This window comes from Virgibacillus halotolerans (assembly GCF_016908515.1).
Taxonomy (GTDB): Bacteria; Bacillota; Bacilli; order Bacillales; family Amphibacillaceae; genus Virgibacillus_M; species Virgibacillus_M halotolerans.
The window spans coordinates 83,689-108,282 of record NZ_JAFBEA010000012.1; the positions used below are offsets into that span (position 1 = coordinate 83,689).

At 40.6% G+C, this 24,594-nt stretch carries 17 protein-coding genes; 4 read left to right on the top strand and 13 right to left on the bottom strand.

From position 1 onward, the window contains the following. Positions 1-116 precede the first annotated feature (116 nt). The 4 genes from addA to JOC34_RS19785 all read right to left on the bottom strand — a co-directional run bounded on the left by addA (position 117) and on the right by JOC34_RS19785 (position 9,436). The gene (addA, locus tag JOC34_RS19770) at positions 117-3,848 is read right to left on the bottom strand and encodes a helicase-exonuclease AddAB subunit AddA (RefSeq protein WP_205138514.1); all 3,732 of its coding nucleotides are present in this window, start codon (positions 3,846-3,848) and stop codon (positions 117-119) included. After that, positions 3,848-7,342: a helicase-exonuclease AddAB subunit AddB gene (addB, locus tag JOC34_RS19775; RefSeq protein WP_205138515.1), complete on the bottom strand. Its 3,495-nt coding sequence runs from the start codon at positions 7,340-7,342 to the stop codon at positions 3,848-3,850. The genes addA and addB overlap by 1 nt, the downstream gene beginning before the upstream one ends. Before the next feature lie 835 nt (positions 7,343-8,177). After that, a complete protein-coding gene (lepB, locus tag JOC34_RS19780; protein ID WP_205138516.1) occupies positions 8,178-8,729 on the bottom strand; it encodes a signal peptidase I in 552 nt (183 codons plus the stop codon). 53 nt (positions 8,730-8,782) lie between these two features. Next, the gene (locus JOC34_RS19785; RefSeq protein WP_205138517.1) at positions 8,783-9,436 is read right to left on the bottom strand and encodes a TVP38/TMEM64 family protein; all 654 of its coding nucleotides are present in this window, start codon (positions 9,434-9,436) and stop codon (positions 8,783-8,785) included. 301 nt (positions 9,437-9,737) lie between these two features. Between JOC34_RS19785 and JOC34_RS19790 the strand changes: the two genes are divergently transcribed. Then, on the top strand, positions 9,738-10,139 hold the full coding sequence (locus JOC34_RS19790) for a YhjD family protein (RefSeq protein WP_205138518.1): 402 nt from the start codon (positions 9,738-9,740) through the stop codon (positions 10,137-10,139). Here the strand turns inward: JOC34_RS19790 and JOC34_RS19795 are convergent. The 5 genes from JOC34_RS19795 to JOC34_RS19815 all read right to left on the bottom strand — a co-directional run bounded on the left by JOC34_RS19795 (position 10,096) and on the right by JOC34_RS19815 (position 15,060). After that, the gene (locus JOC34_RS19795) at positions 10,096-10,602 is read right to left on the bottom strand and encodes a competence protein ComK (RefSeq protein WP_205138519.1); all 507 of its coding nucleotides are present in this window, start codon (positions 10,600-10,602) and stop codon (positions 10,096-10,098) included. The two genes, JOC34_RS19790 and JOC34_RS19795, sit on opposite strands and share 44 nt — an antisense overlap. A 285-nt stretch (positions 10,603-10,887) precedes the next feature. Then, complete coding sequence (locus JOC34_RS19800) at positions 10,888-12,426, bottom strand: fatty acid--CoA ligase family protein (RefSeq protein WP_205138520.1); 1,539 nt, start codon at positions 12,424-12,426, stop codon at positions 10,888-10,890. Positions 12,427-12,593: 167 nt separating this feature from the next. After that, entirely contained in the window at positions 12,594-13,127 is a 534-nt protein-coding gene (locus tag JOC34_RS19805) for a GNAT family N-acetyltransferase (RefSeq protein ID WP_205138521.1), read from the bottom strand. Between the two features lie 124 nt (positions 13,128-13,251). Further along, positions 13,252-14,247 carry a lipoate--protein ligase gene (locus JOC34_RS19810; protein WP_205138522.1) on the bottom strand — a complete coding sequence of 332 codons (996 nt, stop codon included), beginning with the start codon at positions 14,245-14,247 and terminating at the stop codon, positions 13,252-13,254. A 78-nt stretch (positions 14,248-14,325) separates the two neighbouring features. Then, positions 14,326-15,060: an MBL fold metallo-hydrolase gene (locus tag JOC34_RS19815; protein ID WP_205138523.1), complete on the bottom strand. Its 735-nt coding sequence runs from the start codon at positions 15,058-15,060 to the stop codon at positions 14,326-14,328. Between the two features lie 99 nt (positions 15,061-15,159). Here JOC34_RS19815 and yhfH point away from each other — a divergent pair, with 99 nt between their 5' ends. Both yhfH and pepF read left to right on the top strand, forming a co-directional pair. Continuing rightward, on the top strand, positions 15,160-15,291 hold the full coding sequence (gene yhfH / locus JOC34_RS19820; RefSeq protein WP_205138524.1) for a protein YhfH: 132 nt from the start codon (positions 15,160-15,162) through the stop codon (positions 15,289-15,291). Positions 15,292-15,541: 250 nt separating this feature from the next. Beyond that, positions 15,542-17,359 (top strand): oligoendopeptidase F, encoded by a 1,818-nt coding sequence (pepF, locus tag JOC34_RS19825; RefSeq protein WP_205138525.1) that lies wholly within the window; start codon positions 15,542-15,544, stop codon positions 17,357-17,359. A 183-nt stretch (positions 17,360-17,542) separates the two neighbouring features. Here the strand turns inward: pepF and hemY are convergent, their stop codons facing one another. The 4 genes from hemY to JOC34_RS19845 form a co-directional block, all read right to left on the bottom strand. After that, positions 17,543-18,946, bottom strand: a complete 1,404-nt coding sequence (gene hemY, locus JOC34_RS19830) for a protoporphyrinogen oxidase (protein ID WP_205138526.1) — start codon at positions 18,944-18,946, stop codon at positions 17,543-17,545. After that, the gene (gene hemH / locus JOC34_RS19835) at positions 18,946-19,881 is read right to left on the bottom strand and encodes a ferrochelatase (protein ID WP_205138527.1); all 936 of its coding nucleotides are present in this window, start codon (positions 19,879-19,881) and stop codon (positions 18,946-18,948) included. Before hemH ends, hemY begins: the two co-directional genes overlap by 1 nt. Before the next feature lie 35 nt (positions 19,882-19,916). Beyond that, a complete protein-coding gene (gene hemE, locus JOC34_RS19840; RefSeq protein ID WP_205138528.1) occupies positions 19,917-20,951 on the bottom strand; it encodes a uroporphyrinogen decarboxylase in 1,035 nt (344 codons plus the stop codon). Between the two features lie 102 nt (positions 20,952-21,053). Then, positions 21,054-23,252: a transglycosylase domain-containing protein gene (locus JOC34_RS19845; protein WP_205138529.1), complete on the bottom strand. Its 2,199-nt coding sequence runs from the start codon at positions 23,250-23,252 to the stop codon at positions 21,054-21,056. Positions 23,253-23,770: 518 nt separating this feature from the next. Here JOC34_RS19845 and JOC34_RS19850 point away from each other — a divergent pair. Next, a complete protein-coding gene (locus JOC34_RS19850; protein ID WP_205138530.1) occupies positions 23,771-24,271 on the top strand; it encodes an antibiotic biosynthesis monooxygenase family protein in 501 nt (166 codons plus the stop codon). Positions 24,272-24,594 lie beyond the last annotated feature (323 nt).

The following is a 24,594-nucleotide window of genomic DNA, read 5'->3' on the forward strand; positions in this document are numbered from 1 at the left end:
TCCCCCTTCGCAACAATGCATTATTATCTTCAGTATATATTTCCTGAAATTTTCAGTCAATTAACAACACAAAAACAGCCAGCCTTCTCCAAAAAGAAAGCTGGCGCTTATGGTTATTATTCTTTAGGTACATGAATCAACAGTGCCTTCGAGAAGAAATAAAGGTACGTTTCTTTAACAGGTTGTTTCCAGATTTGCTCGATCGCATAGCGATACAATTCCATTTGTGTTTCATAACGTTTTATAAGTTTTTCTTTGACTTGGTCCGAGACATCCTCAGGAATCGCATCTGTTTTATAATCCAGAATGATCCATCCGTCGTCCTTCGGGATGAGGACGTCAATCACACCTTGGATGAGCACATTTTCTTCCACATCACTTTTCCAGGCGGCGTATACTTTGCTAGCCGGAAGTGTAAGGCTGAAGGGCACCTCGCGATATAATGTTGGTTTTTCCATCATCCATGTTGCGATATCTGTTGTGAAGAATTGTTCAATAGCGCTAATGTCGATAATATCTGCTTCCTGGCTTGTAATTACTTCTTTATCTACCAAAGCCTCGAGCTGTTCTACAATTTCGGTACTTTCAAGCTGTTTGGTTAAAGGTAAATGTTGCATGACAGTATGCATTGCTGTCCCTTTTTCCGCAGCTGTAATTGTTTTTTCCTTTTGCATGAAGTTTGGTCTTTTTACAATTGGAGCTTGAAATGACTGGACGAGCTGGTTTGCACTGTAATCATCCTTCAGCTCACGTTGCCGTTTAATTTCGGTAACGGATTGCTTGGCACGGGAATGCGCTGCTTCTGCAAATGGATATTGAAATGATAGGCGATCATCGACTGCTTTATCCAGCGCTTCATCCGATACTTCTACAGGCTGCCAGTTTTCAATGTTCTCTTGTAGTTGTCGATCCGTTTCTTCCGTGGACTCTTCCAAATTGGTCAAGGTGCTGCCATGGACAATCGAAATCTTCCACTGTGACGGGTCCAACTGAATCGCCTTTAAGACAGATGTACCAATGTCCTCTGATCGTAAAATATCGTTGTCCTTGTGACGCAACAATGCCGGTCCTACCCAGTCCAGATACGATTTGGAGTCCCCGCGGAAATGTGCCGGAAGTACCCAATCATCATGGTTGATGACTTTATGCCATTTTTCCTGTTTTTTCTCAAAAGACGGCACATTACCAACCATGACAAGCTTTTCCTTTGCCCGGGTTAATGCGACATAGAGCACACGCATCTCTTCTGCTAACAGTTCGCGTAACTTTTCTTGATTCAAGGCATGGTAAAATAACGTCGGGTAGGTGATCCTTTTTACTGGATCAATATATTTTGTCGCAAATCCAAAGTCTTTGTGTAATAAATATTTTTGCCTTAAATCCATTAAATTAAATTGTTTATCCATCGCACCTAAAATAACAACCGGGAATTCCAGGCCTTTGCTTTTATGAATGGTCATGATCCGTACGACATCTTCTTGTTCACTTAATGCTCTTGCCGAGCCAAGGTCATCGCCTCGTTCTTCCATCCGTTCAATAAAGCGTAAAAAGCGGAACAAGCCACGGAAAGAAGTTGTTTCATAGCCGCGCGCGCGATCATAAAGCGCTCTTAGGTTAGCCTGACGTTGTCGTCCACCAGGCATACCACCAACAAAATCATAATAGCCGGTTTCCCGATAGATCGACCAAATTAAATCAGACAATGCACCTTGCCTGGCAGCCAAACGAAATTGCTTCAGCAATGCCAGAAAGCGGGTTACTTTCTCCGCAGTTGCGCCCGTGGTCTGCTGTTCAAATTTCCGTAATGCATCATAATAGGTATGATATTGATCTGCCAGCCGAATAGCAGCTAACTCATCTTCATTCAAGCCTACGATTGGCGATTTTAAAACGGACGCTAAGGGAATATCCTGACGCGGATTATCGATCACCTTGAGCAAACTGATCATCACTTTAACTTCAATTGCTTCAAAGTAACCAGTTGAAAGCTCTGCATAGACAGGGATACCTTGCTTTTTCAGCTCGTCAACAATCGTTGGTGCCCATGTCATTGAACGCATCAATATGACAACATCCCGGTACTGCATATCGCGTTGTCCTTGTGCCGTTTTATCAAACACCTGTAGTGCCTGCCCATCTTCCTTATGACCAATCCACGTTTTAATTTTATCTGCATATGCCCTTGCTTCCAACTGCGCCTTTTCCAGATCTTGGTAGTCCTCTTCCTGTTCTGACAGGTCTTCTTTTTCTTCTGGTGCCTCACGGTCAATAATTAACAGCTCCGGACAAGGATCGGAAAAAGCTTGTTCATCGTACATTTTATTTCCATAAATCAATTCAGCATTCGTGTCGTAATTAATCTCACCTAATGCTTCATCTAATATTTGCCGGAATATATAGTTGGCGCCTGTCAGGACATGCTCTCGGCTGCGGAAATTACTGGCTAGATCAATCCGTTTCCCTTGACTATCTGCCTCTCTATAACGCTTATACTTTTCAATGAACAGTGATGGTTCAGCATGCCGAAAACGATAAATGCTCTGCTTCACATCCCCGACCATGAACATATTTCCAGGCCCGGTTTGATCACTAATTAATTGTAAGATCGTTTCCTGTACCAGGTTTGTATCCTGGTATTCATCTACAAGCACTTCGCGAAATTGCTCTTGAAAATGCCGTGCAACACTGGATGGCTTTGGATCGTCCAAATCAGACGATTCATCCACCAGTAACGCCAGACAAAAATGTTCAAAATCAGAAAAGTCAACAATAGCCTTTTCTTTTTTATGTTCAGCAAATCGACTGCGGAATTGTTTTACCAGTCCTGTTAGATGCTTTATGACTGGTGCCAATTCACGCATGTCCGCTATATGTCCTGATAGATTCCGCTTAAACCAGCTATCCTTCATGCTATTCCAGCGCTTCTTATAGCTATTCCTTAGTGCTTGCACCTTGGCTTTCTTATCCGGGTCACATTCCGTTTTTTTTCTGGATAAATTCACAAAAGAACTTGCGGTCATAAAGGATTGCAGGTCATCCCACGTATCTACATATTTACTTGCTTCTATCACATTGACATAATCAGCCTCAATTGCTTCCATATATTGTGAGGGACCATCACTATCCTCGGTCAATTCCCTGGCTAATTCCACTTCCTGTTTTACAGCTTCAAGCTGATTGATTACTTCTTGTTTAATAATCGTTAACCACGTTAATTCCGCTTCTACAAAGTTATCTGGTACTTCATACGTTTCTGCCAGCTGATCGAGCCACTTTTGCGGTGCAGGATTTTGCACCGCAAACGTATAGAGATCAAGAATCAAGCTCTCGACTTCTACATCACTTCGATCGCTCGAAAATCGATCAACAACCGCGAAGAATCCTTGCTGTTCTTCCGCTTCCGCACCATACCATTCTTCAAAAAGATCATCCATGACCTCTTGTTTGATTAAATCAATTTCCATATCATTGGCAATTCGAAATGCTGGATCAATGTCGAGTAAGTAGGCATATTGCCTAATAACCTCCAAGCAAAAGGAATGTAACGTTGAAATGGAAGCACGTTGCAGTAATGATAGTTGTTTTTTCAAATGATTGGATGTTGGATCTTCAGCCAGTGCCTGCTCCAATGCCAAACCGACCCGGTTACGCATTTCTTGTGCAGATGCATTTGTAAAGGTAACGACAAGTAATCTATCAATATCTACAGGGTCTTCTTTGTTGATCAGCTTTTGAATAATCCGCTCGACTAACACGGCTGTTTTCCCTGATCCCGCTGCGGCAGCAACGAGTACGTCACTACCATCCGTATAGATTGCTTCCGCTTGTCCTTCCGTCCAGTTCACCATTACATGTCCTCCCCACTGTAAAGTCTTTTAAGAATCTCATCGTCCTTCATATCTGTCAGCTTGCGATAATTATTGTCTTCCAGGATCGGATCGAATTGACATACCGAATGAAATGGACAAAACGTGCAAGCAATTTTTTCCTTATGCTGGTAAGGATTTAAATGAACTCCACCACCTGTCATATCAACACCAGCGCTTACGATCAGCTGATGAATATGGCTCTGTAAACCTGTGAAGGTATCCGGATCCGCAATTTTTGAATGGCTGTAAAAGCTGCCATCTTTTTTCAGACCCGCTGGGACAATGTGACTACTTATACCTTCATTTAGTGATGTATCCATTAACTTCACAATATCTGCTTCCGATAAAAGGAGTCCTTGCATCTTATACTTTTTCAAAATTTCTTGCTCAATACGCTCATCCGATAATTTCTCTTTTCCGGAAATCATTGGATTATGGACATGGAAATAAAGTACACCCGCTGGAGTTGCTTTTGCACCGAGCCACGATTCCGAATGGGAAAGAACAACATCCAAATAGGTGAGCATTTGCAACGCTAAACCATAATAAACCTCTACTAGGTTCAAACCTTTAGAACTGGATTTATAATCAATAATTCGCAAATACAATGCTTCTTCTACAGTCGCTTTATCCACTCGGTCAATACGACCACGTAGCACTAGTTCAAATCCATTCGGCAATGTGATCGTTAAAGGTGGCAAGGTTTCATTCTCACCAAAACCGAGCTCCAAACCAACCGGTGAAAAACCGCTCTGTCTCGCCTGCTCACTTAGAATGAATGCGGCTCTAGCAATCACTTCCTGCAATTTCAACTGAATATATTTGTATCTATTTGAGCTGTGTAGGATTTGATGTTGCAGGATTGGTGCTAATTTGCCAACAGCCTTTTGTGCATACGTGTTTGTATCCTTTGCTGTCAGTCCCGCAAAGTCTCTTCCTTCAGCCTGTATCCATTCGGTAATTATTTTTAAGGCCTCATGGAAAAGCTGTCCAATATCCGGTGCATCCAGCTTATAGGTTTTTCGTTCTTCTAGGCCAAGACTATACTTAGCAAAATGCTGATAAGAACATCTATAATACGTTTCCAGCCTGGAGACACTTGCTTTTACTTGTTTCGGATATATTTGCTCTACCGTCTCTGTCGCTAAATTCACAGGCTTATTTTGATAATATAAGCTTTGTAAAATCGTATACGTCGTGCCGTATTTTGGTTGCTGTTTAATATACCAATTTAACACATGCCACCAGACAGGACGCATCGGATAACCTTTCTGCTGGCGAGCCAGTTGTGCTGTTAAGGCGGATCTTGTTTTAACTGGCGTTGTAATAAATCGATCTGCATCGATTAATTCTTCCGGATCCTGTAGCAATAGATGCTCACAGCAGTTGGGAAATAAATCCTCTACCCGTTTAATCAACTGGGATGGCATTTTTGCTTTTCCTTCTTCATCACTGAGTGGATAACTGACCCACAGCCGATCCTGTGCTGCTGTAAAGGCAACATACATATAAAACCAGTCATCCAGCAGCTGTCGCTTGCTGCTTTCTGCTAATTGCAGTCCATGTTCTGCTAACATCAATCTTTCCTGCTCATTAATCATGCCGTCACCAGGTGGTTTCATCGGCCATATACCATCATTTACGCCAAGCAGGAAGCCTGCCTTAATTCCGCTGATTCTTGATCTGTCAATCGTTCCAACAATAACATGGTCCATACTTGGTGGCACATGGGCAAATTTCAATGTTTCAAAGCCTGCTTCCAGTGTGGAACGGAAGATGGACAGCGACATTTTTTCATCTCCTGCCATCTCTACCATTTCATCAAATAACTGGATAATCGCATCCCAAACCTGTTCCTGTTCCCGGCCTTTCTCTATTTCTCCCTGGTCATCAAAGACTTGCTGCATGTTCTCCAGTTGCTCCGGTATACCAAGGTTTTCCAATAACATATAAGTAACTTCACATTGCTCACTTACCGTAGCAGCTGCTCTTATTTGCTCGTCAAAGGGTTGTAATGCTTGGACAACCTGGTTTCGATATTTATTAATGCTGATCTGAATTTTCTTCTCGGCATCCGTTTGCGCCGCCTGATCAAAACCGCGGAACCGCTGAAATTTCCATTCCTCACTGCCACACCAGCGTTCCCGTGAGCGAATACCATATTCCAGCACATAATTTTCCAATTCATCAATCGCATCGCTTGTTAACGGCTCATTTTTATCTGTGGGCGGGATAAAGCCAGTTTTCAGCACACGGAAGATAGCATCATACCGCCAGTTCCCTTCCACAATATCCAGCACGGAACGAAGCAATTCAATTAATGAATGATTAAGCATCGTTCGTTTTTCGTCAATAAATACTGGGATATCATAATCACCGAAAACTGTATCGATTAAGTCATGATAGACGTCTGTTTGTCTAATAAATACTGCCATATCCTGAAACCGGTAATTTTCTTCGCGAACAAGCCGGATAATCTCCTGTGCAGCCCCTTCCACTTCTGCTCTGGGGTGAACTGCTTCGGCAATTTGAATCGGTACTTTCCCCTCGTAAACAGGTGCAGGTCTTACATCAAAGTTTTCCTCTAAATGGGAAAAGTAAGGACGATTCTTGAATTTGCCGTTTGCTGGATCAAATTGAATCGTGTCCGTCACTTGAATATTATTTTCCTCAGCAGTTTGTTTTAAGACATGATAGGTTTCTGTTGTTTGATAAAATAAATCGAGTTCAGAAACCGTCTCATTCTCCGGGTCATCTAATGCTAAAGTGAATGTCACCGACTTACACTTTAGCATTAATGCTTCGATCACGATGATTTCTTTTGGAGTAAATCGGTGGAAACCATCAAAATAAATTTCCGCACCTTTTAACAGATTGGATTCTTCGATCTTATTCGCCAGTAATTGTAATTGATCTTCACTATCAATATAGTTATCTTTAAGCGCATCGATTAGTTTTTCATATATATATAATAAGTCGTCCAATTTATTAGTCAGTGCCACTTCACTCGGTTCTTTATGTACGAACTGGTTAAGTTGATCAATCTGCAATTGTAATATTTCCGGTGTAATTTCATACCGTTTAAACTCGGTAATCATGCTTTCCAATTGGTCCAGGAACCCTTGCTTCTCCATTGCTTTTTGAAAAACACGCCAATCACCTTGTCTTTCTTCGATGATTTTTCTAAGCATCATTTGCATGCCCACGGAACTAATAAATTGTCTTGTTCCCCCACCTGTTTCCTGCAATATACGCCAGGCAAGACGGGAAAAACTGACAACCTGTCCACGAATACTGCCTTGTATTTCTTTATCGTTAAACAATGCATATTCCTGTTGAAATGTCATTTGATCTGGAACAATATAAAAGATGGGTGGTCCTTGCGGGTCCTCAAGCAGTTTCTCTTTTATTTCATCTAACGTTCTCCCACTCTTTCCTGTTCCCGCTCGTCCCAACAAAAAACGGATTCCCATGGTTGTACCTCCTCAGGTCTAGCAATAAAAAAATAATGCTCTTTTTGTAAGCTTTGTTGCTTTTAAATTCTCGCAGTTGATAGAAATTGCGTCATAACATACCACCGCTACAGAAATACATTACGCTTTCCGCGGGCTCGCGATGAGCCTCCTCACTCGCAAAGAACGCTCGCTGTGGGGTCTCATCGTCTTCGCTTTCCCGCAGGAGTCTGCATGTATTTCTTCCGCTAGTATTATGCAATGGTATATTATTTATCAATTGCCTTATAAAGAAAACTTGGTTCAGATGGTCCGCAAGAGTCTTAGTTGCACTTACGACGCAAAGATAAAATACTGTTGACCCTATTTTGATCGTTGATTGGAGCGTAGGGCGGTCGACTCCAGCGGAAAAAGCAACAAGTCTTTATGGTGGGACGAGTTAGCGCAGTCCCAGCTGAAAATCCCGCAGGAAGCGGGCGATGAGGGCCGACTAAAACCGTCCTTTGCGAACAACGTCGGCATCCCCCTTGCCGGGGCAAGGAAGTTGAAGCGTTGCCCGCGGAAAGCGACTGCCCGGAGCAGAAATCAACCTGATCTTACGTCGCATTTAATAGACTTTGTGTCAAAAACAGCAAAGTTTTTCGGTGGGGCGAACCCACGGTGCAGTTCCAACCTTTGTGAAAAGAGCTAAAAATAAAGCCTTTATCTATTTTACCAGATAAAAGCTTTGTTGGCAGATAGGAAAGTTTTAAACTTTCCTCCTACATAAGTCCAGGCTAAGGCTTTCGCCATTAAGGCTCGGGGATAAGCCAAGTTTTCTAATTTGTAGTATACATTTTTAGGCGATTTTCTTATATTATTCACCAAAACTAAAGGTTGCATGGGAGAGCGGCCAGTACCTGATTCCGACCTTGCCAACAATTTGTTCTATTGATATAAAGCCAATGGATCTGCTGTCCAAACTGTCTTCGCGATTATCGCCCATCACAAATAGCTGTCCTTCAGGTACCTTCGTCTCTCCTGTCTTTTCTTCTAAATCAAAATCCGTGGTATGTGGCATAGTATGACTTGCTTTGACAAAAGCATGTAAAAAAGGCTCTTCTACATGTTCTCCATTAACGTAAAGCACATCATTTTTATATGCAATCCGATCTCCCGGCAGGCCAATAACCCGTTTAACATAATCTTCCTGTTTATTCGCATGAAATACAATAACATCGAATTGATCTACATCTTTTAAACTGTAAATCACCTTATTCACCATTAATAAATCCCGATCCTCTAACGTCGGTTCCATCGACTCCCCGTCAACGACATAACTGGCAAACACAAAGGAACGACATAAGTAAGCAATTCCAATTGCGAACAGGATAACGATTATTACTCTAAAATATTTTGTTTTCATCATGTTTTATCCTCCAGGGTTTTCCTCTACTTTTTAATACCCTGTTTCCCGCATTTTTAATCCTTTTTAAAACTGGAACTATCATTCAGAATTGCTTTCTTTTGTAACCTTTTTTCCACGTACTTTCCTGTTAACCAAAATAAAACAATACCTACACCTACCATAATTGTCTTAACTGGATTCTTTGCAAATTCAAAAACACTGGATCCAATGTATGCGATGGAAAAAATCATAACTGATTTACCTAATATGACTGCCAAAATAAATTGCTGTGTGCTGACTTTGGAAAGTCCAGCTACAACATTAATGACAGCCGATGGTGAAAATGGAAAACAGATCAACAGAAATAATGGGCCAAATCCGTGCCGCTCCAGCCAAGCGGTTACTTTTTTCACCTGTTTATTCTTCCGTACCGCCTTGAACAGCCGCTTATCGCCAAGTTTTCGGATAATGAGAAAAACGAGTATCGACCCTACGGAAGCACCAATCCAGGAATATAAGAAACCAAGAAATAGGCCATAGGCAGCGGCGTTCGCAAAGACGAAGACAACCAATGGTAAAAATGGCAACAAAGATTCAATTAACGGTAAAAGAATACCTGGTAATGGTCCAAGACTTTCATATTTGTCCAGTAGTTCAAAAATGAAATCATCAAAGTTTCCCTCTTCAAGCATGATTTTCCAGTCAGATAAGATCGAGTATAGGTGCATGTAATTCTAATCTCCTCATTCACATATCAATAGATGTCTACATTATACTATTTAGTTTAACTAATTTCAGATAAATGTAAACACATACTATTGATTTCATTAGAAAACTTGGCATTCGCCCAGCCTTTAGGCGAATGCGCTAGTTCCGCTTATGCAGTAAGAAGGTAGTTATACTTTCTTAACTGCCAACAAAAAGTAGCCACATCTTTTCATTTTTTTGTTTTTTAGTGTATCTTTTGTTTCATTTATCATATAATACAATAGTAGAACAAATGTTCCTAAACCGAAGGGAGAGATTATCATGCATTATTTAACAGATGAGGAACTGCGTCCCGCCACCCGCTTACTGTTTCTTACCATGGCAATAATCGTGATCAAACAGGATATAAAATACAATCAAAATGGAGCTTCTAAAATGAAAGAAACATACACAACACTGCTAGAGAAAATGGTTATAGAAGCTACGAATGAACGCAGACAATTGCTAATAGAAATGAAAAACAAGCAGATTAAGGTTGTTACATTAAATAAAAATGATTCTTTTTCATCCTTTCTGTTCACTTGCCAAGGGCGAGAAGAAAAACGAAACTATTTCAACCCTGCAATTCGTAAAAAGGTAGAAGCTATCATGCTCGATCTGATGAATAAGGCTTTAAATTCTATTCTGAATCTGGATCCTTCCGAAACTGCTGCAAAAACTTAATCCGATCATCTAGTAAATAGCGAAATTGTGCCGTTCGATTAACCTGATTCAACAAAGACCCATAAGAAGCCTCAATCATAATACGTTTGCCATTTTTAAAAATAATCTCCGTTAATTTACCCGCTGCTTGTTGCAAATCATTAATATGGGTATGAGCAAGCCAAGAACAATTCGGATTTGTAGGCGAATAGGTAGGGAAAAAGTACATCCCACTTAAAGGATCGATGGAAATTGGCGCTTTATGTGTGATTCCGCAAACATTGCGCGTTCCTTCCTGTCTGCCCTTGAGACTTGCTCCGAAGAACTTACAGGCATCATCAATCACCTTACTTGGGGATTGATGGATGGTGTATTCCGCCTCCTTTTCCAATACCGTGGTTATATTCTTTTTTCCTTTATGGGATATAATTGCTAAGGTCAATGGGGTAATTTCATAGGATGGTTTATAAAGGTTTCTTTGCATTTCACTTTCTTCCTCTCATAAAATGAAAAGCATGTGGCTATCTACTAATTTAGCAAATTTAAAACCAAAAAGAAACATAAAAACTCTATTTCATTGAAAAATCTGCAATATCTTTATTTTTAGATAGACATCCGACATTTTTTGACAAAATTTAATAGATTAGAGCTGTTTTTCCATTATTTATTCGCACCTTTTTTAAATTAATCTACGTTCTCAAAGCATATTTCATACATGTCAAAAAGATGCCTTAGCGATTAAACGTTAAGGCACCTTTTTTCTCATGATTTATACTAATTGTTCCCGCAAATTTTTACGCAATATTTTACCGGTTGTATTTTTTGGTAATTCATCTAAAAATGTAATCGATACAGGAATTTTATACTTGGCTAAATGTTCCTTGCAATATTCCATCAGGTGCGCTGTTGTAATTGCTGTATCATTCGTTACTACAAAACATATGACTGCCTCGCCCGTTTCGGGATGTGGTGTTCCGACAACAGCTACTTCCGAAACATTTGGATGGGAATAGAGCACCTCTTCTACTTCTCTTGGATACACATTATAGCCGCCTACAAGAATCATATCTTTTTTGCGATCCACGATATAGAAATAGCCTTCATCATCCATTCGCGCCATATCACCTGTATGCAACCAACCTGCTTTTAATGCTACAGCAGTCTCCTCCGGCATTTTATAGTACCCTTGCATCACATTCGGTCCACGCACAACCAACTCTCCTACTTCGCCAGCCCCTACTTCTTCCCCAAGCTCGTTCACCACTTTATTCTCCACATGAACAATATTTGTCCCAATAGATCCAGGCTTCCGAGGCTTATCCAATGGATTAAAACATGTAACAGGAGACGCCTCTGATAAACCATACCCTTCCGATATTTGTACACTAAATGTTTTCTCAAAGTCTTTTAATAATGCTACAGGCATAGATGATCCGCCCGAAATACACATTCTAATTCCAGCAAACCTATCTTCTTTTTCTTGTGCACTTTGCAATAAATAATTATACATGGTTGGTACACCTGCAAAAACAGTAGCTTGATAGTCTTTTGCAATTCGAAAAACTTCCTGCGGTGAAAATTTCGGCATAATTAGGATCGTTCCACCGTTCATTAATGGAGCATTTAACGATACAGTCAGGCAAAACACGTGAAACATCGGTAATGCAGCAATGACACGATCTTCCCCATTGATCGTTAAATAATCAGCAACATCCTTTGCATTGGAATACAAATTTTGATGAGATAACATAGCACCCTTTGGTTTACCTGTTGTCCCTGATGTGTATAAAATAATCGCTAGATCTGTTTCAGCAAGCCTGGGCGCCTTAAATTCAGCACTTCCCTCCCGATTCATCATTGTAAACGATTTCATTTTTGCCGTAATGGAAGGATAATCACCTGGCTCAACCACAGCTCCTGTTTCACAGCTAATGTAGTGACGAACACTGGGCAGCTGATCTACTATTGCAGCAAATTTCTCCATGAATATATCCATTGTGATAACACTTTTAACGTCCCCATTTTTTAAAATATAGGTCATTTCATGTGCCGTGTACAATGGATTTACTGGGACAACAACTGCCCCCAATCGAAGTGCACCATACATACCAACTACATAATATGGACTGTTCCCAACCACTAAAGCAATATGATCCCCTTTCTTCATTCCGAGTTGCTGCAAGCTTGATGCAAACTTTTGGACTGCACCTTCCAGTTCCATATAACTCGTTTCTTTATCCTGAAAAACGAATGCTGTCTTGGTCGGATGCTTTCTTGCAGTAATCGATAATTGATCACTTAAATTCATATTATTACCTCCTCTTAGCCAAATGAATGAATGGTCATTCACTAATCATTATAAAAATACCAACTAATCTGCAAATTTATGTACCTCTTCAGTATAAAATAAAGTCCGTTTTTTTTCAAGGGAGAATCTTTTTACATTTCTCTCTGCTGCTGCTTTAACATCCTGAATCAAACATCATTGGCTTTCAAAAGTCCATAGATATCCACATCTTCATATTGGCCCCACCTCAAGATATCCTGCTTTATTGTGCCTTCATACGACATCCCTACTTTTTCCATTACTTTGCATGATGCCTTGTTCTTACTCATGATCGGCGCCCATATCCGATTTAAATTCAATTCGTTAAAACCAAAATCAATGATTAATTGAGCAGCTTCTGTTGCATAACCTTTTCCCCAATACGGCCTTCCAATCCAATAAGCCAATTCGCCTTTATTATGTAATTTATCCACACGGATTGTCATGGTTCCAATCAATTCTTTTGTACTTTCCATCGTGACTGCAAACGGATAGGCACTCCCCGCTTCAATTAGTTTGGAATGCCCTTGAATCCATTCCTTGGCTGCTTCTAATGTATATGGATGAGGTAGGAAGGTAGTCTCTGCAAGCCCCCTCTCCCCTGCCAATTTTTGCGCTGTTGGCGCATCGCTTACTTTATAAGAACGTAAAATCAGTCGATCTGTTTGCAAAATTGAAAGCATAATAATCACCTCTTTTCTGATGTTTTAACACGAAATATCCCAATCTATACGAAATGGTCTAGTATAACAAAAGCCCGATTTCACAACATTTATACTGAGAAATCGGGCTGTTCTATTTATGAACTTAATAAAGCAAACCAACGAAATCTTCTTTAGAAATTTTCCCTAAATAATGCGGAACATCTATATCTGCCAAAGCATCTTCAATTGCTTTACGTTCATGGCGGATGCCTGTCAATTTATCCTCGATCACCTTTACTTCACCAACACCGAAGAAGTCACCAAAGATTGTACAGTTTTCAATGATTCCCTTTTTCACATCTAAACGGACATCCACAAGTCCGCCCGGGAATTTATGTGATTCTTTAAAGTTAAAGGACGGTGATTTTCCATAATTCCAATCCCAATTTTGATAACGCGCTTTGGAGATCTTGTGGACATTTTCCCAGTCAGCTTCCGTTAATTCATATTCAGGAACATCTTTTACATCGTCCACTTCGAAAACATACTTTAAGATAAGTTCTTTAAATTCATCTACCGTTATTTTTTCTTCCAGGAATTCGGAAATATTTGCTACACGGCTGCGGATCGATTTGATCCCTTTTGACTCAATTTTTTCTTTCTTCACATTTAATGCGGATACCACATTTTCAATTTCCGAGTCCAGCATTAATGTACCATGACTAAACATCCGACCTCTTGTGGAGAACATCGCATTACCGGAAATTTTACGTCCTTTTACCGCCAGGTCGTTTCTTCCTTCTAATGCGGCTGGTACACCAATTTTATTCAGTGCCTCCACCATTGGTTGGGTGAACTTTTGGAAATCCTGGAAGCTGTCTCCATCATCTTTCGTAATAAAGCTGAAGTTTAAATTTCCCTCATCATGATAGACTGCTCCTCCGCCAGATAGACGACGAACCACTTTAATTCCATTTCCATCCACATAATCCGTGTTTATTTCTTCAATTGTATTTTGGTTTCTGCCAATAATAATGGATGGTTTATTAACATAAAATAATAAATATGTATCTTTTTCCCCAAAATTATTTAATATATATTCTTCAAGTGCTAAATTAATCGTTGGATCTGTTATGCCTTTATTATCGATAAATTTCATCTAAAAGAACCTCCCATTGATATTCCTCAGTATACTGCTTAGTTTAATCTATATAACCATTCCAATCAAAACATATACTCATGCGAATCGACAAATTAACCCTTCTTCCGCCAGTTGTATCGATCCGTTAAATTCACATCCTGCTTCCTTTATTAGTTGTTGATGATCCCCATATTGCGGTAAATGGCTGAGCATTAATTGAGCAACATTTGCCTTAGCTGCAATTCGGCCACCTTCTTTACTTGTCATATGTCCTGCTCCCGCTCCGTCCTGTTCCGCATAAAAATTACAATCGGTAATCAGCAGGTCAGCATCTTTAGCGAAATCAATCCATGCTGCTTGATAACTGGTGTCAGCCGTATATACGATGACATGCTCCCCGTCCGTAATGCGCATACCATAACACGGAACCGGATGGACCGTTTTTAGAAATGTAATGGTAAAGGGACCGACATCTAATGCTTTATTCGGATCATAGGCTATCCCTTTTGTGTAGTCATGGGTGAGACGATTAAACCCCGTTTCATCTTCGCTATGTCCATAAATCGGTAATACATCACTTACACCCATCGTATAATAGTTAACCAAACGGGCGTATTGTAAGACACCAATATCTGCTACATGATCATGGTGATAATGAGACAGGAGGACTGCATCCAGATCGGTTACAGCTATATACTTTTGTAATTTAGACAATGCTCCACTTCCAACATCAATTAATAATGAAAAATTTCCTTTTTTTAATAAATAGGCGGAAGTTGCGCCATCCGCGGCAGGATAGCCTCCCCAGTATCCGATAACAGTTAATTCCATTCATAAAACCTCTATTCCTAAAATTTTGTTGTAACACAGGGTTGACAGATAACATACTGTTATATTACAATGAACTTACCAACTTAAAGGAGGATACACATGAAAAACGTCGTTGAATTTTTTAGAAATTTACCAAAAAAGAGATGCCAGCAATGTGGCCAAGAGATGATGTTCGAGAAAGCCGATTGTTATGGAAACTTATGTGACGAATGTGATCATCCAGCAAGATAAAACTTTAAATTACAATCTGAACCTATTACTACTGTACTACAACACTTTTAATCCATCTACTAACAGCTACCCTTCAAGGATAGCTGTATTTTTTTATTTTTGAAAACAACACACTGGTCGTGCTAGTCATTGGCGAAGCATCTTATAGATATCAAAGGTAATCATCCATCCTTGAAAAAAGTATCATTCCATTTGTTTTTATATTATAATTATTTAGCGTACCGAAATACTTTTTTGGAGGGATTAACGGATGACAACAAAGCATACATCAAAAACACTATACCGTTCAGAGGTTCCTGCTGAACAAACATGGAATTTAACAGATTTATTCGCTTCTGATAATGCGTGGGAGAAAGAATTAGAGAAAGTGAAAGAAGATGTACAGCAAGTTGTACAGTATAAAGGAAAATTAGGAACAGATGCAGCAACATTGTTCGCCTGCCTGTCAGTACTGGAAGCGTTTCAGAAGCGGGTTATTCATGTGGCTACCTATGCTAATCTACGTTCAAGTGCAGATGGATCCGATCCGAACAACCAGCGTGACGCAGCTAAAGTTGCTTCTGCACTTGCTGGTATTGGAACCAAACTTTCTTTTATTAATTCCGAATTGCTGACTCTATCTGACGAAACGATCGAACAATTTCTAAAGGAAGAACCTAAATTAAAAGTGTATCAAAAAATGCTTGCAGATATTGCGGAAAAAAAGCCATACACATTAGCACCTGACATTGAAGAAACGTTAGCAGCATTTGGCGAGGTTCATGATGCACCCTATATGATATACGAACGAAGCAAGTCATCTGATATGGTCTTTGACGACATTGAGGATGATCAGGGAAATAAGCTTCCCATGTCAGCCGCGCTTTATGAAGACCGCTATGAAATAGCAGCTGATGCTGGTATCCGCCAAAAATCTTATGCATCTTTCAGCCATACATTGAATCAATATAAAAATACCTTTGCGGCAAACTATGCCACAGAAGTCACGAGACAAGTTACCGAAGCACGCCTTCGCAATTATGGCTCTGTAACAGATATGCTGCTTCATCAGCAACAGGTTACAAAGGAAATGTATCACAATCAACTCGATGTGATTCAACAAGAACTCGCACCACATATGCGACGTTACGCAAAACTTAAAAAGGAAAAGCTTGGCCAGGATAAGCTTCATTATTATGATTTACAAGCGCCATTAGAGCCGGACTTCGACCCACAGACAACCTATGAGGAGGCAACTGCAACCATTGAGGAAGCATTACAGATCATGGGACCGGAATACAGTGAGATTATAAATAAAGGGGTTAATAACCGTTGGGTAGACCGCTCCAATAACGTTGGTAAAGCAAGTGGTGCATTTTGTGACACCCCATATGGCGTACATCCTTATATCATGGTGACATGGACAGGAGCCATGCGTGGTGCGTTTATTCTAGCCCACGAATTAGGCCATGCTGGACATTTTTATTTAGCTGGTGAAAACCAGAACCTGATGAATACAGAACCATCCACCTATTTTGTCGAAGCACCGTCCACTTTAAATGAATTGCTACTAGCGGAGCATTTATTGAATAAAACGGATGATAAACAAATGAAACGTTGGGTCATTACACAGTTACTCGGAACCTATTATCATAATTTCATTACCCATCTACTCGAGGGCGAATTCCAGCGTCGCGTCTATGCCTTAGCTGAAGCCGGCACACCGTTGACAGCAGATGTTTTAACCAAGCAAAAAAGAGAAGCGCTTGAAAACTTCTGGGGCGATGCAGTGGAATTTGACGAGGATGCAGGTTTGACCTGGATGCGCCAGCCACATTATTATATGGGATTATATCCATATACTTATTCTGCTGGTTTAACTGTTTCTACGGCAATCGCACAGAAGATTAAAACGGAAGGAAAACCTGCCGTTGATCGTTGGCTGGATGTATTGAAATCGGGTGGTAGCAAGAAGCCGCTTGAGTTGATTAAACAAGCTGGTGTGGATATGTCCAAACCTGATGCCATTAAAGAAGCGGTCGCGTATGTTGGGTCACTTGTGGACGAGCTGGAGAAAAGTTACGAATAACATTGAATTGGAATTGGATTAGGGAGGATCAGCATTTATCTGATCCTCCCTTTTTGATTTTATAGTTTGACGCCCAACTAAAGGCGTTCGGCGATCAACTTTATCCGGGGAGCGCCTAACTAGGCAAAAAAGGCACCCACTAAGCGTGAGCGCCTCCCCATAAAAATCCAACATAAAATATCATTAATCCTGTAAAAATGCTAATACTTCAGCGACAGCTTTTTCGCCCTGTTCAATACAATCCGGTACGCCAACGCCTTCATAGGAGCTTCCTGCAATAAATACACCCCGTAACTTGCTACTTGCCTCAGATCGAACGTAAGCAATTCGCTCATTGTGCCCTATTGTATATTGTGGCATTGCGTTTTTCCAGCGAGTAATCACACTGAATTCAGGTTTTGCTTTTATTTTCATTGTTTTATTTAAATCCTTTAAAACAATCTCTGTAATTTCTTCATCCGATAAATCGACAACTTCCTGGTCATCTGGTTTACCCACATAACAACGCAACAGTACTTTTCCTTTCGGTGTGGTGGATGGCCATTTCCGATGTGTCCATGTACATGCTGTTATGCGATAGTCACTTGTTCTTGAGATAACAAAGCCAGTTCCATCCACTGCTTTTTTTATTGCGGATTGATCAAATGCCATCGCAACATTTGCCACAGATGTGGATGGAACATGATTAAACTGTTTAAAGAAATCATATTGGCTGAACACCTTTGGTAGTGTATGATGTGGTGTTGTCATCACGATGGCATCTGCTTTATATACATCACCATTGCTTAATAAAAGATGGTAGCCATGTTCTTTTTTCTCCACATGATCCACTGCCACTTGTTTAGTGACGATATTTGCCTCTAATTGACGCTCCAGTTCAATCACTAATGTTTCCAAACCATTTTCAAAGGAGAAAAATGCGCCCGGTTTTTTGCCAGTAGATGCTTTTTTCTTCGGTGTGGTTTGCTTTAATCCTTTAATTAAGCTGCCATACTTCTGTTCCAACTCGTGAAAGTTAGGAAATGTCGCCATCAAGCTCATTTCATCCAGATCGCCGGAATAAATGCCCGACAATAACGGATCCAGCTGATTTTCTACTAATTCATTACCAAAACGGCGACGGAAAAATGCGCCAAGCGACTGGTCACTTCCTTTTTTCCCTTTTGGCATCACAAGATCAAACCCAGCTCTTATTTTCCCTTTTAAAGTAGTAATACGGGAAAATAAAAATGGGCGCATTTCCATTGGTATCCCCATATAGGACCCACCAGGCATTTTATGTAACTTATTCTTAACTAGAATATAGGATTGCCCTGTTCCATTTCGAACAAGTTGGTCACTTATTCCTAATTCCTCCACAAGCTTGACGGCAGGTTTTTTTCTCGATAAAAAGGAATCCGGTCCACGTTCAATTGTAAATCCATACCGTTTTGTTGTTTTTATTTTTCCGCCTAAACGATTGCTCGCTTCAATCAGCTTCACTTCATAGGGTAAGTGCTGTTCTTTGATTGTTTTTTGTAAATAATAGGCAGCGGATAAGCCTGTTATCCCGCCGCCTACAATTACAATTTTTTTCGTTTTGGTCATTACGCTTCACGCTTTATTTTTTTCGATACTACATTGGCGAGTGTTTCGATAAATAAAGGATTCGTGTTCGGCATTTCTGGACGATGGTATGTTGCCCCAATATCGTCACAAACTACTTTACACTCGTAATCATTATCATATAATACTTCCAAGTGATCTGCGATAAATCCAACTGGTGCATAAACAAAAGAACGGTAGCCTTTTTGTTCATATAGATCGCGTGTTAAGTCCTGAACATCTGGTCCAAGCCACGGATCTGGTGTATTCCCTTCACTTTGCCAGCCGATTTCGTAATTTTTAATACCTGCTTTTTCTGTAATCAGTTGTGCAGTTTCTTTCAGTTGATCCGGGTAAGGATCGCCATTTTGCAATATTTTCTCTGGCAGACTATGCGCAGAAACGATTAATACTGCCTTTTCGCGCTCATCTTGTGGCATTTGAACATAAATCTCGTCAATTTTATCTGCCCAATATTTAATGAATCCCGGCTCATTGTACCAACTTTCAACCGAGTCAATCGCAATGCCATGTTTTGCTGCTTCGTCATTGGCTCGGGTATTGTAGGATTTCACACTAAATGTAGAATAGTGTGGAGCAAGTACAAGTGAAACTGCTTCCGTAATACCATCCTTTGCCATTTCCTGTACTGCATCTTCAATAAATGGTTCAATATGCTTTAGACCGATATATGCTTTATATTCATATTCATCCTGGTCCGCATTGAGCTTTGCTTCTAATGCTTTTGTCTGCGCTTCGGTGATGCGTGCTAACGGTGAAATTCCACCAATCGCTTTATAGCGATCTTTTAAATCTTGTAGGGCATCTGGTTCAGGCTTTCTGCCGTGACGAATGTCCGTGTAGTAACGTTCAATATCTTCTTCTTTGTAGGGCGTACCATACGCCATTACGAGTAAACCGATTTTTTTCTTTTCCATTTTGCAAGCAACCTTTCCTTAATTAGAATACTATCCTATCGCTTGGTATACGTATGAATCAAATCAGTCAGCTTTTTCAATGTGGCTGGCTTTATATCAGGTGTTACACCGTGACCTAAATTAAATACATATTTCCCATGTTCCATACCTTCATCCAAAATTGCTTTTGTGCGCTTTTCTATTGTTTCCCAATCTGTTAATAAAATCGTTGGATCAAGGTTTCCTTGAAGAACTTTCGTAATCCCCATTTGACGTGCTTCCGTAATCGAAGTTCGCCAATCCAATCCAATAACATCTACTGGTAAGTCATTAAATTCCAGTAGTAAATGATTTGCACCAACACCGAATATGATCAATGGTATATCATGTTTCCGTAATTCAGAAAAGATCCGAGTCATAATAGGCTTAATGAATAGACGATAATCCGCAGCATTTAGCGCGCCCACCCATGAATCGAATATTTGCACTGCACTTACGCCGGCTTCTATTTGTGCCTCCACATAAGTGATCGTCATATCTGCCAGTTTATCCATTAACAAGAACCATGTTTCCGGCTCACGATACATAAATGCTTTTGTTTTGCTGTAATTTTTCGATGGGCCACCCTCAATCATGTAGCTCGCCAATGTAAATGGAGCGCCACTAAAACCAATTAACGGTACCTCAAGCTGTTCCTCTGTCAGCAGACGAATCGTCTCCAGTACGTAGGGAACATCTGCCTTGGGATTAATGGTCCCCAGCTTTTCAACATCCTGAAAAGTAGCTACGGGATTATGGATAACCGGACCAATTCCATTTTTAATTTCTACATCAATACCTAAGGCTGGGAGTGGCGACATAATATCTTTATATAAAATTGCCGCATCTGTACCATAATTTTCAACTGGTAGGCGTGTAACGTAAGCACCCAGCTCCGGTTGATGTGTGATTTCAAATAAAGAATACTTTTTCTTCAGCTCGAGATATTCCGGTTGTGATCGACCAGCTTGTCTCATATACCATGCTGGAATGTGTTCCGTTTTTTCACCTTTGTATGCCTTGATAATTGTATCGTTTATTTGCTTTGACATATCTTTCACCCTTTATACGTAATAATTCCCTATCCAACTATATCGACTTAAACCGCAACTGTATAGTAGAGTAGCTTGATTGTCATGAATTCGTCTAAATTACTACCATGACAATTCAACAGATTCCGAGACCTTTCCTTCCAGTTTTGTCAGCGGGTCATAAGGAACGACATAATATTTATTACCCTTGAATAATGCATTGTCGATAACGAACGTTGTCTTGCCTTCAACTTCCCCAACACGTTTATCAATGCCTTCCTGATCCAGATAAATACGGTAAACCACACGCTCGTCATTAGAGCCGGTCCATGACAAATTTCCTTTCACAAGGGATAGGCTGCCAAATTCAAGGTTTGCCTTTAAATCCGTAATTTCTGGTAAGATAATCGGTCGCTGTAATCCATTCACAGCTTCCGGCTTCGTGAAGCTGTCCGCCAATCCTTCCTGCTGATCCATTTCAGTTAAGATTTTTTTAGTCAATTGGGTTGGATAGGAACTCCCAGCTGTTAAATAATGATCTTTATCCGAATTATCATAGCCCATCCACAATGCACTAACATATTCTGGTGTATAACCGACAAACCAGGCATCTTTCGTTTGCCCTTCCACCAGTGGATGCTGGGTAGAACCAGTTTTTCCTGCAAGCGCTTTGGGATATTCGCCGGAAGATGCTGTGCCACTTTTTACCGTTTCCATTAAAATCTCTGTCATATTCCATGCGACCTGTGGACTGAATACTGCTTCCTCATCCAATTCTGCCTGGAAGATTAATTCGCTGTCCCTGTCATATATTTGGTCAATCGTATGGGATTTAGCCATCTTACCGCTATTTGCAAAGGTACGATAACTTTCCACCAATTGCACGGGTGTTATTCCCTCTTCCAGACCACCTAATGCAATTGCTAAGCCGTCATCTTCGATCGTAATGTCCATTTTGTTAAGATAGCTTTTCGCATTGTCTATTCCAATTTGATCAAGCAGCCACACCGTAGGAGCATTTTTCGACTGGATTAGCGCCTGGTAGAGTGATACCGCACCATCATATTGTTTATTCGCGTTCTCTACTTCATATCCATTATAGTCAATCGGCTGATCCGGTATAATGGAATAAGGGTTAAATTTATCGTCCTCTAATGCTGGACCATAGACGGCGATTGGCTTAATAGTTGATCCCGGTTGACGTTGCACTGTTATCCGGTTTAAATCGCCTATCTGGTAATCCCTGCCCCCGATAGCTGCTACAATTTTACCTGTTGCTTGCTCCATCATAACAAACGCACCTTCGACCCCCGCAGTATTCCCTGGGAAATATTCGTCATTTTTAAATTGCTCATATGCGATGTGCTGCGCCGTTTCATCGATATTCGCTATAATTCGGTAGCCTCCACGTTTTAATTCATCAATTGATAAATCATGTTGATCTGCCGCCTCTTTCTTAACGAGATCCACATAGCTGTCTGTCGATGGATCGATTTCTCGCTCACTAACTTGGAGCCCGAGTGTTTCTTCCTGTGCTGCTTTGCTAGTCTCTGCTGAAATAACGCCAGTACTTTCCATTGCCTGTAAAACAATATTTCTTCTTTCCATTGCTTTTTCTGGATGGTCGATTGGTGAATAGCCATTTGGTGCCTTTGCCAATCCTGCCAACATCGCGCCTTCCGCAACCGTTAAGTCTGCCGCAGACTTTGAAAAAAAGTATTGTGCTGCTGTTTCAATCCCATAAACGCCTTTTCCAAAGTACATTTGATTGACATACAGCTCTAAAATCTCATCCTTTGAAAATCGTCTTTCCAGATTGAAAGCTGCCATTACTTCCTTCGCTTTTCGTCCCCATGTTTTATCATTGTATAGGAATAAATTCTTAGCTAGCTGCTGTGTGATTGTACTTGCGCCTTCCACCTTGCCACGCGCAATAATATTCTTATAGACCGCACGCATGACAGACTTCGTATCAATCCCGGAGTGCTCAAAAAAACGCCTGTCCTCAATTGATATAAAGGCATTTTGTACATCTTTCGGTACATCCTTGATCGAAATAAGTGTTCGATTTTCTTTATATAATTTGCTGATTAATTCGCCGTCTGCTGTTTCAATCGTTGTTGTCGCATCTAATTCCAGGGCATCATTATCTACAACGATCATTCCACCAAAGAACACGACGCCATATCCAATTACCCCGATAATAATCAGGGCACATAAAGCGATTAAAATCCGCTTTGTCCGTTTTCTTAAGGGAGAAGGTTTTCGCTTGTCCTTATGGAATTCTGCACGTGTTATTGGACCATTTAATTGTTCATCCATTTGTTCACCTCTACACAAATACACTATTTATTATACGACATTATATGACAATCTAAAAGCAAAAAACTTCATTTCACCTGTTTCGGCTGTTTTCTAAACAGATAATTTTTTTTGACACAAAATCTATGAACTGCAACATAACATGTTGCTTCGGAAATACACTACGATTTCCGCGGGCTCGCGCTAAGCCTCCTCGCTCGCAAAGTGGAGAGATGGGGGCGACTAAAAACGTCCAGCTCATAGGCAGGCAAGCTAATTACGGCCTTTGCGGTCAACGCTTGCAGACCTTTTGTCGAGGCCACAACGTCGGCATACCCCTTGCCGGGGCAAGGAGGCTGAGGCCGCCCTAAGGATGCGCATCCGCCTGGAGCGATCCCATACGGCAGCAATAACACATGTCTTGGGAAATCGGCCAGCTGTTATATCACGGTTTCTATCAGGTGCGATAATTTAAAAGCGTAATGAATCAGAATTTGGGGTATGATGGAATTAGATAGCTATTGAAAGGGGAAATAATGATGAAAGCTTTTATGACCAACGGCACCATTGATTTTTTAGAAAAACTAGTGGAAAAGCATCCCGAAATAAATTTCTTTTTAATGAATAGCACTGCAGGGGCTTTAGCTTATTATGAGAATAAGGATAAACAAGTATTCGCTTCTGGAAGGGAATATGAAGCACTCACCCAATCAGGGCAAATCACACAAGAGGGATTCGTTGTTATGAATAATATACCGGTTACAGATGACGACACGGCAGTATTCGAAGATCGATTTAAGCAGCAGGAAAAAGCGGTCGATGGTGTTGAAGGATTTCAGGCTTTTCGATTATTAAAGCCTAAAAAAGGAAATAAATATGTCGTTTTCACCCAGTGGCGTTCTGAAAAAGACTTCGAAAACTGGAAAAACTCGGCACAATTCGCCAAGGCACATCAGAAACAAGCAACAAAGCCATCGGCATATCCTCCAAATAAACCGTTTGTCACAACTTATCATATGTACGATCCTGAAGCAGAGTAAATATAAAGCAAGGCTGTTTTCTTATACTTTGTTGCTATTGATATAAACTGCGACGCAAGAGTTGGTTGATTTCCGCTTCAGGCAGTCGCTTTCCGCGGCATTAACATTGCACAATACTAGCGACGGAAATATACGAAGACTCCTGCGGGAAAGCGAAGACGATGAGACCCCGCAGCAGTCTTTGCAAGGAGGCTCAGCGCGAGCCCGCGGAGAGCGTAGTGTATTTCCAAAGCGAAGATAAGTACTAACTCATTATGTCGCAGTTTCTATCTACTTTAAGACCCATTACTTAGAAAAAACAACATTCTTTTAGAGAATAGCCT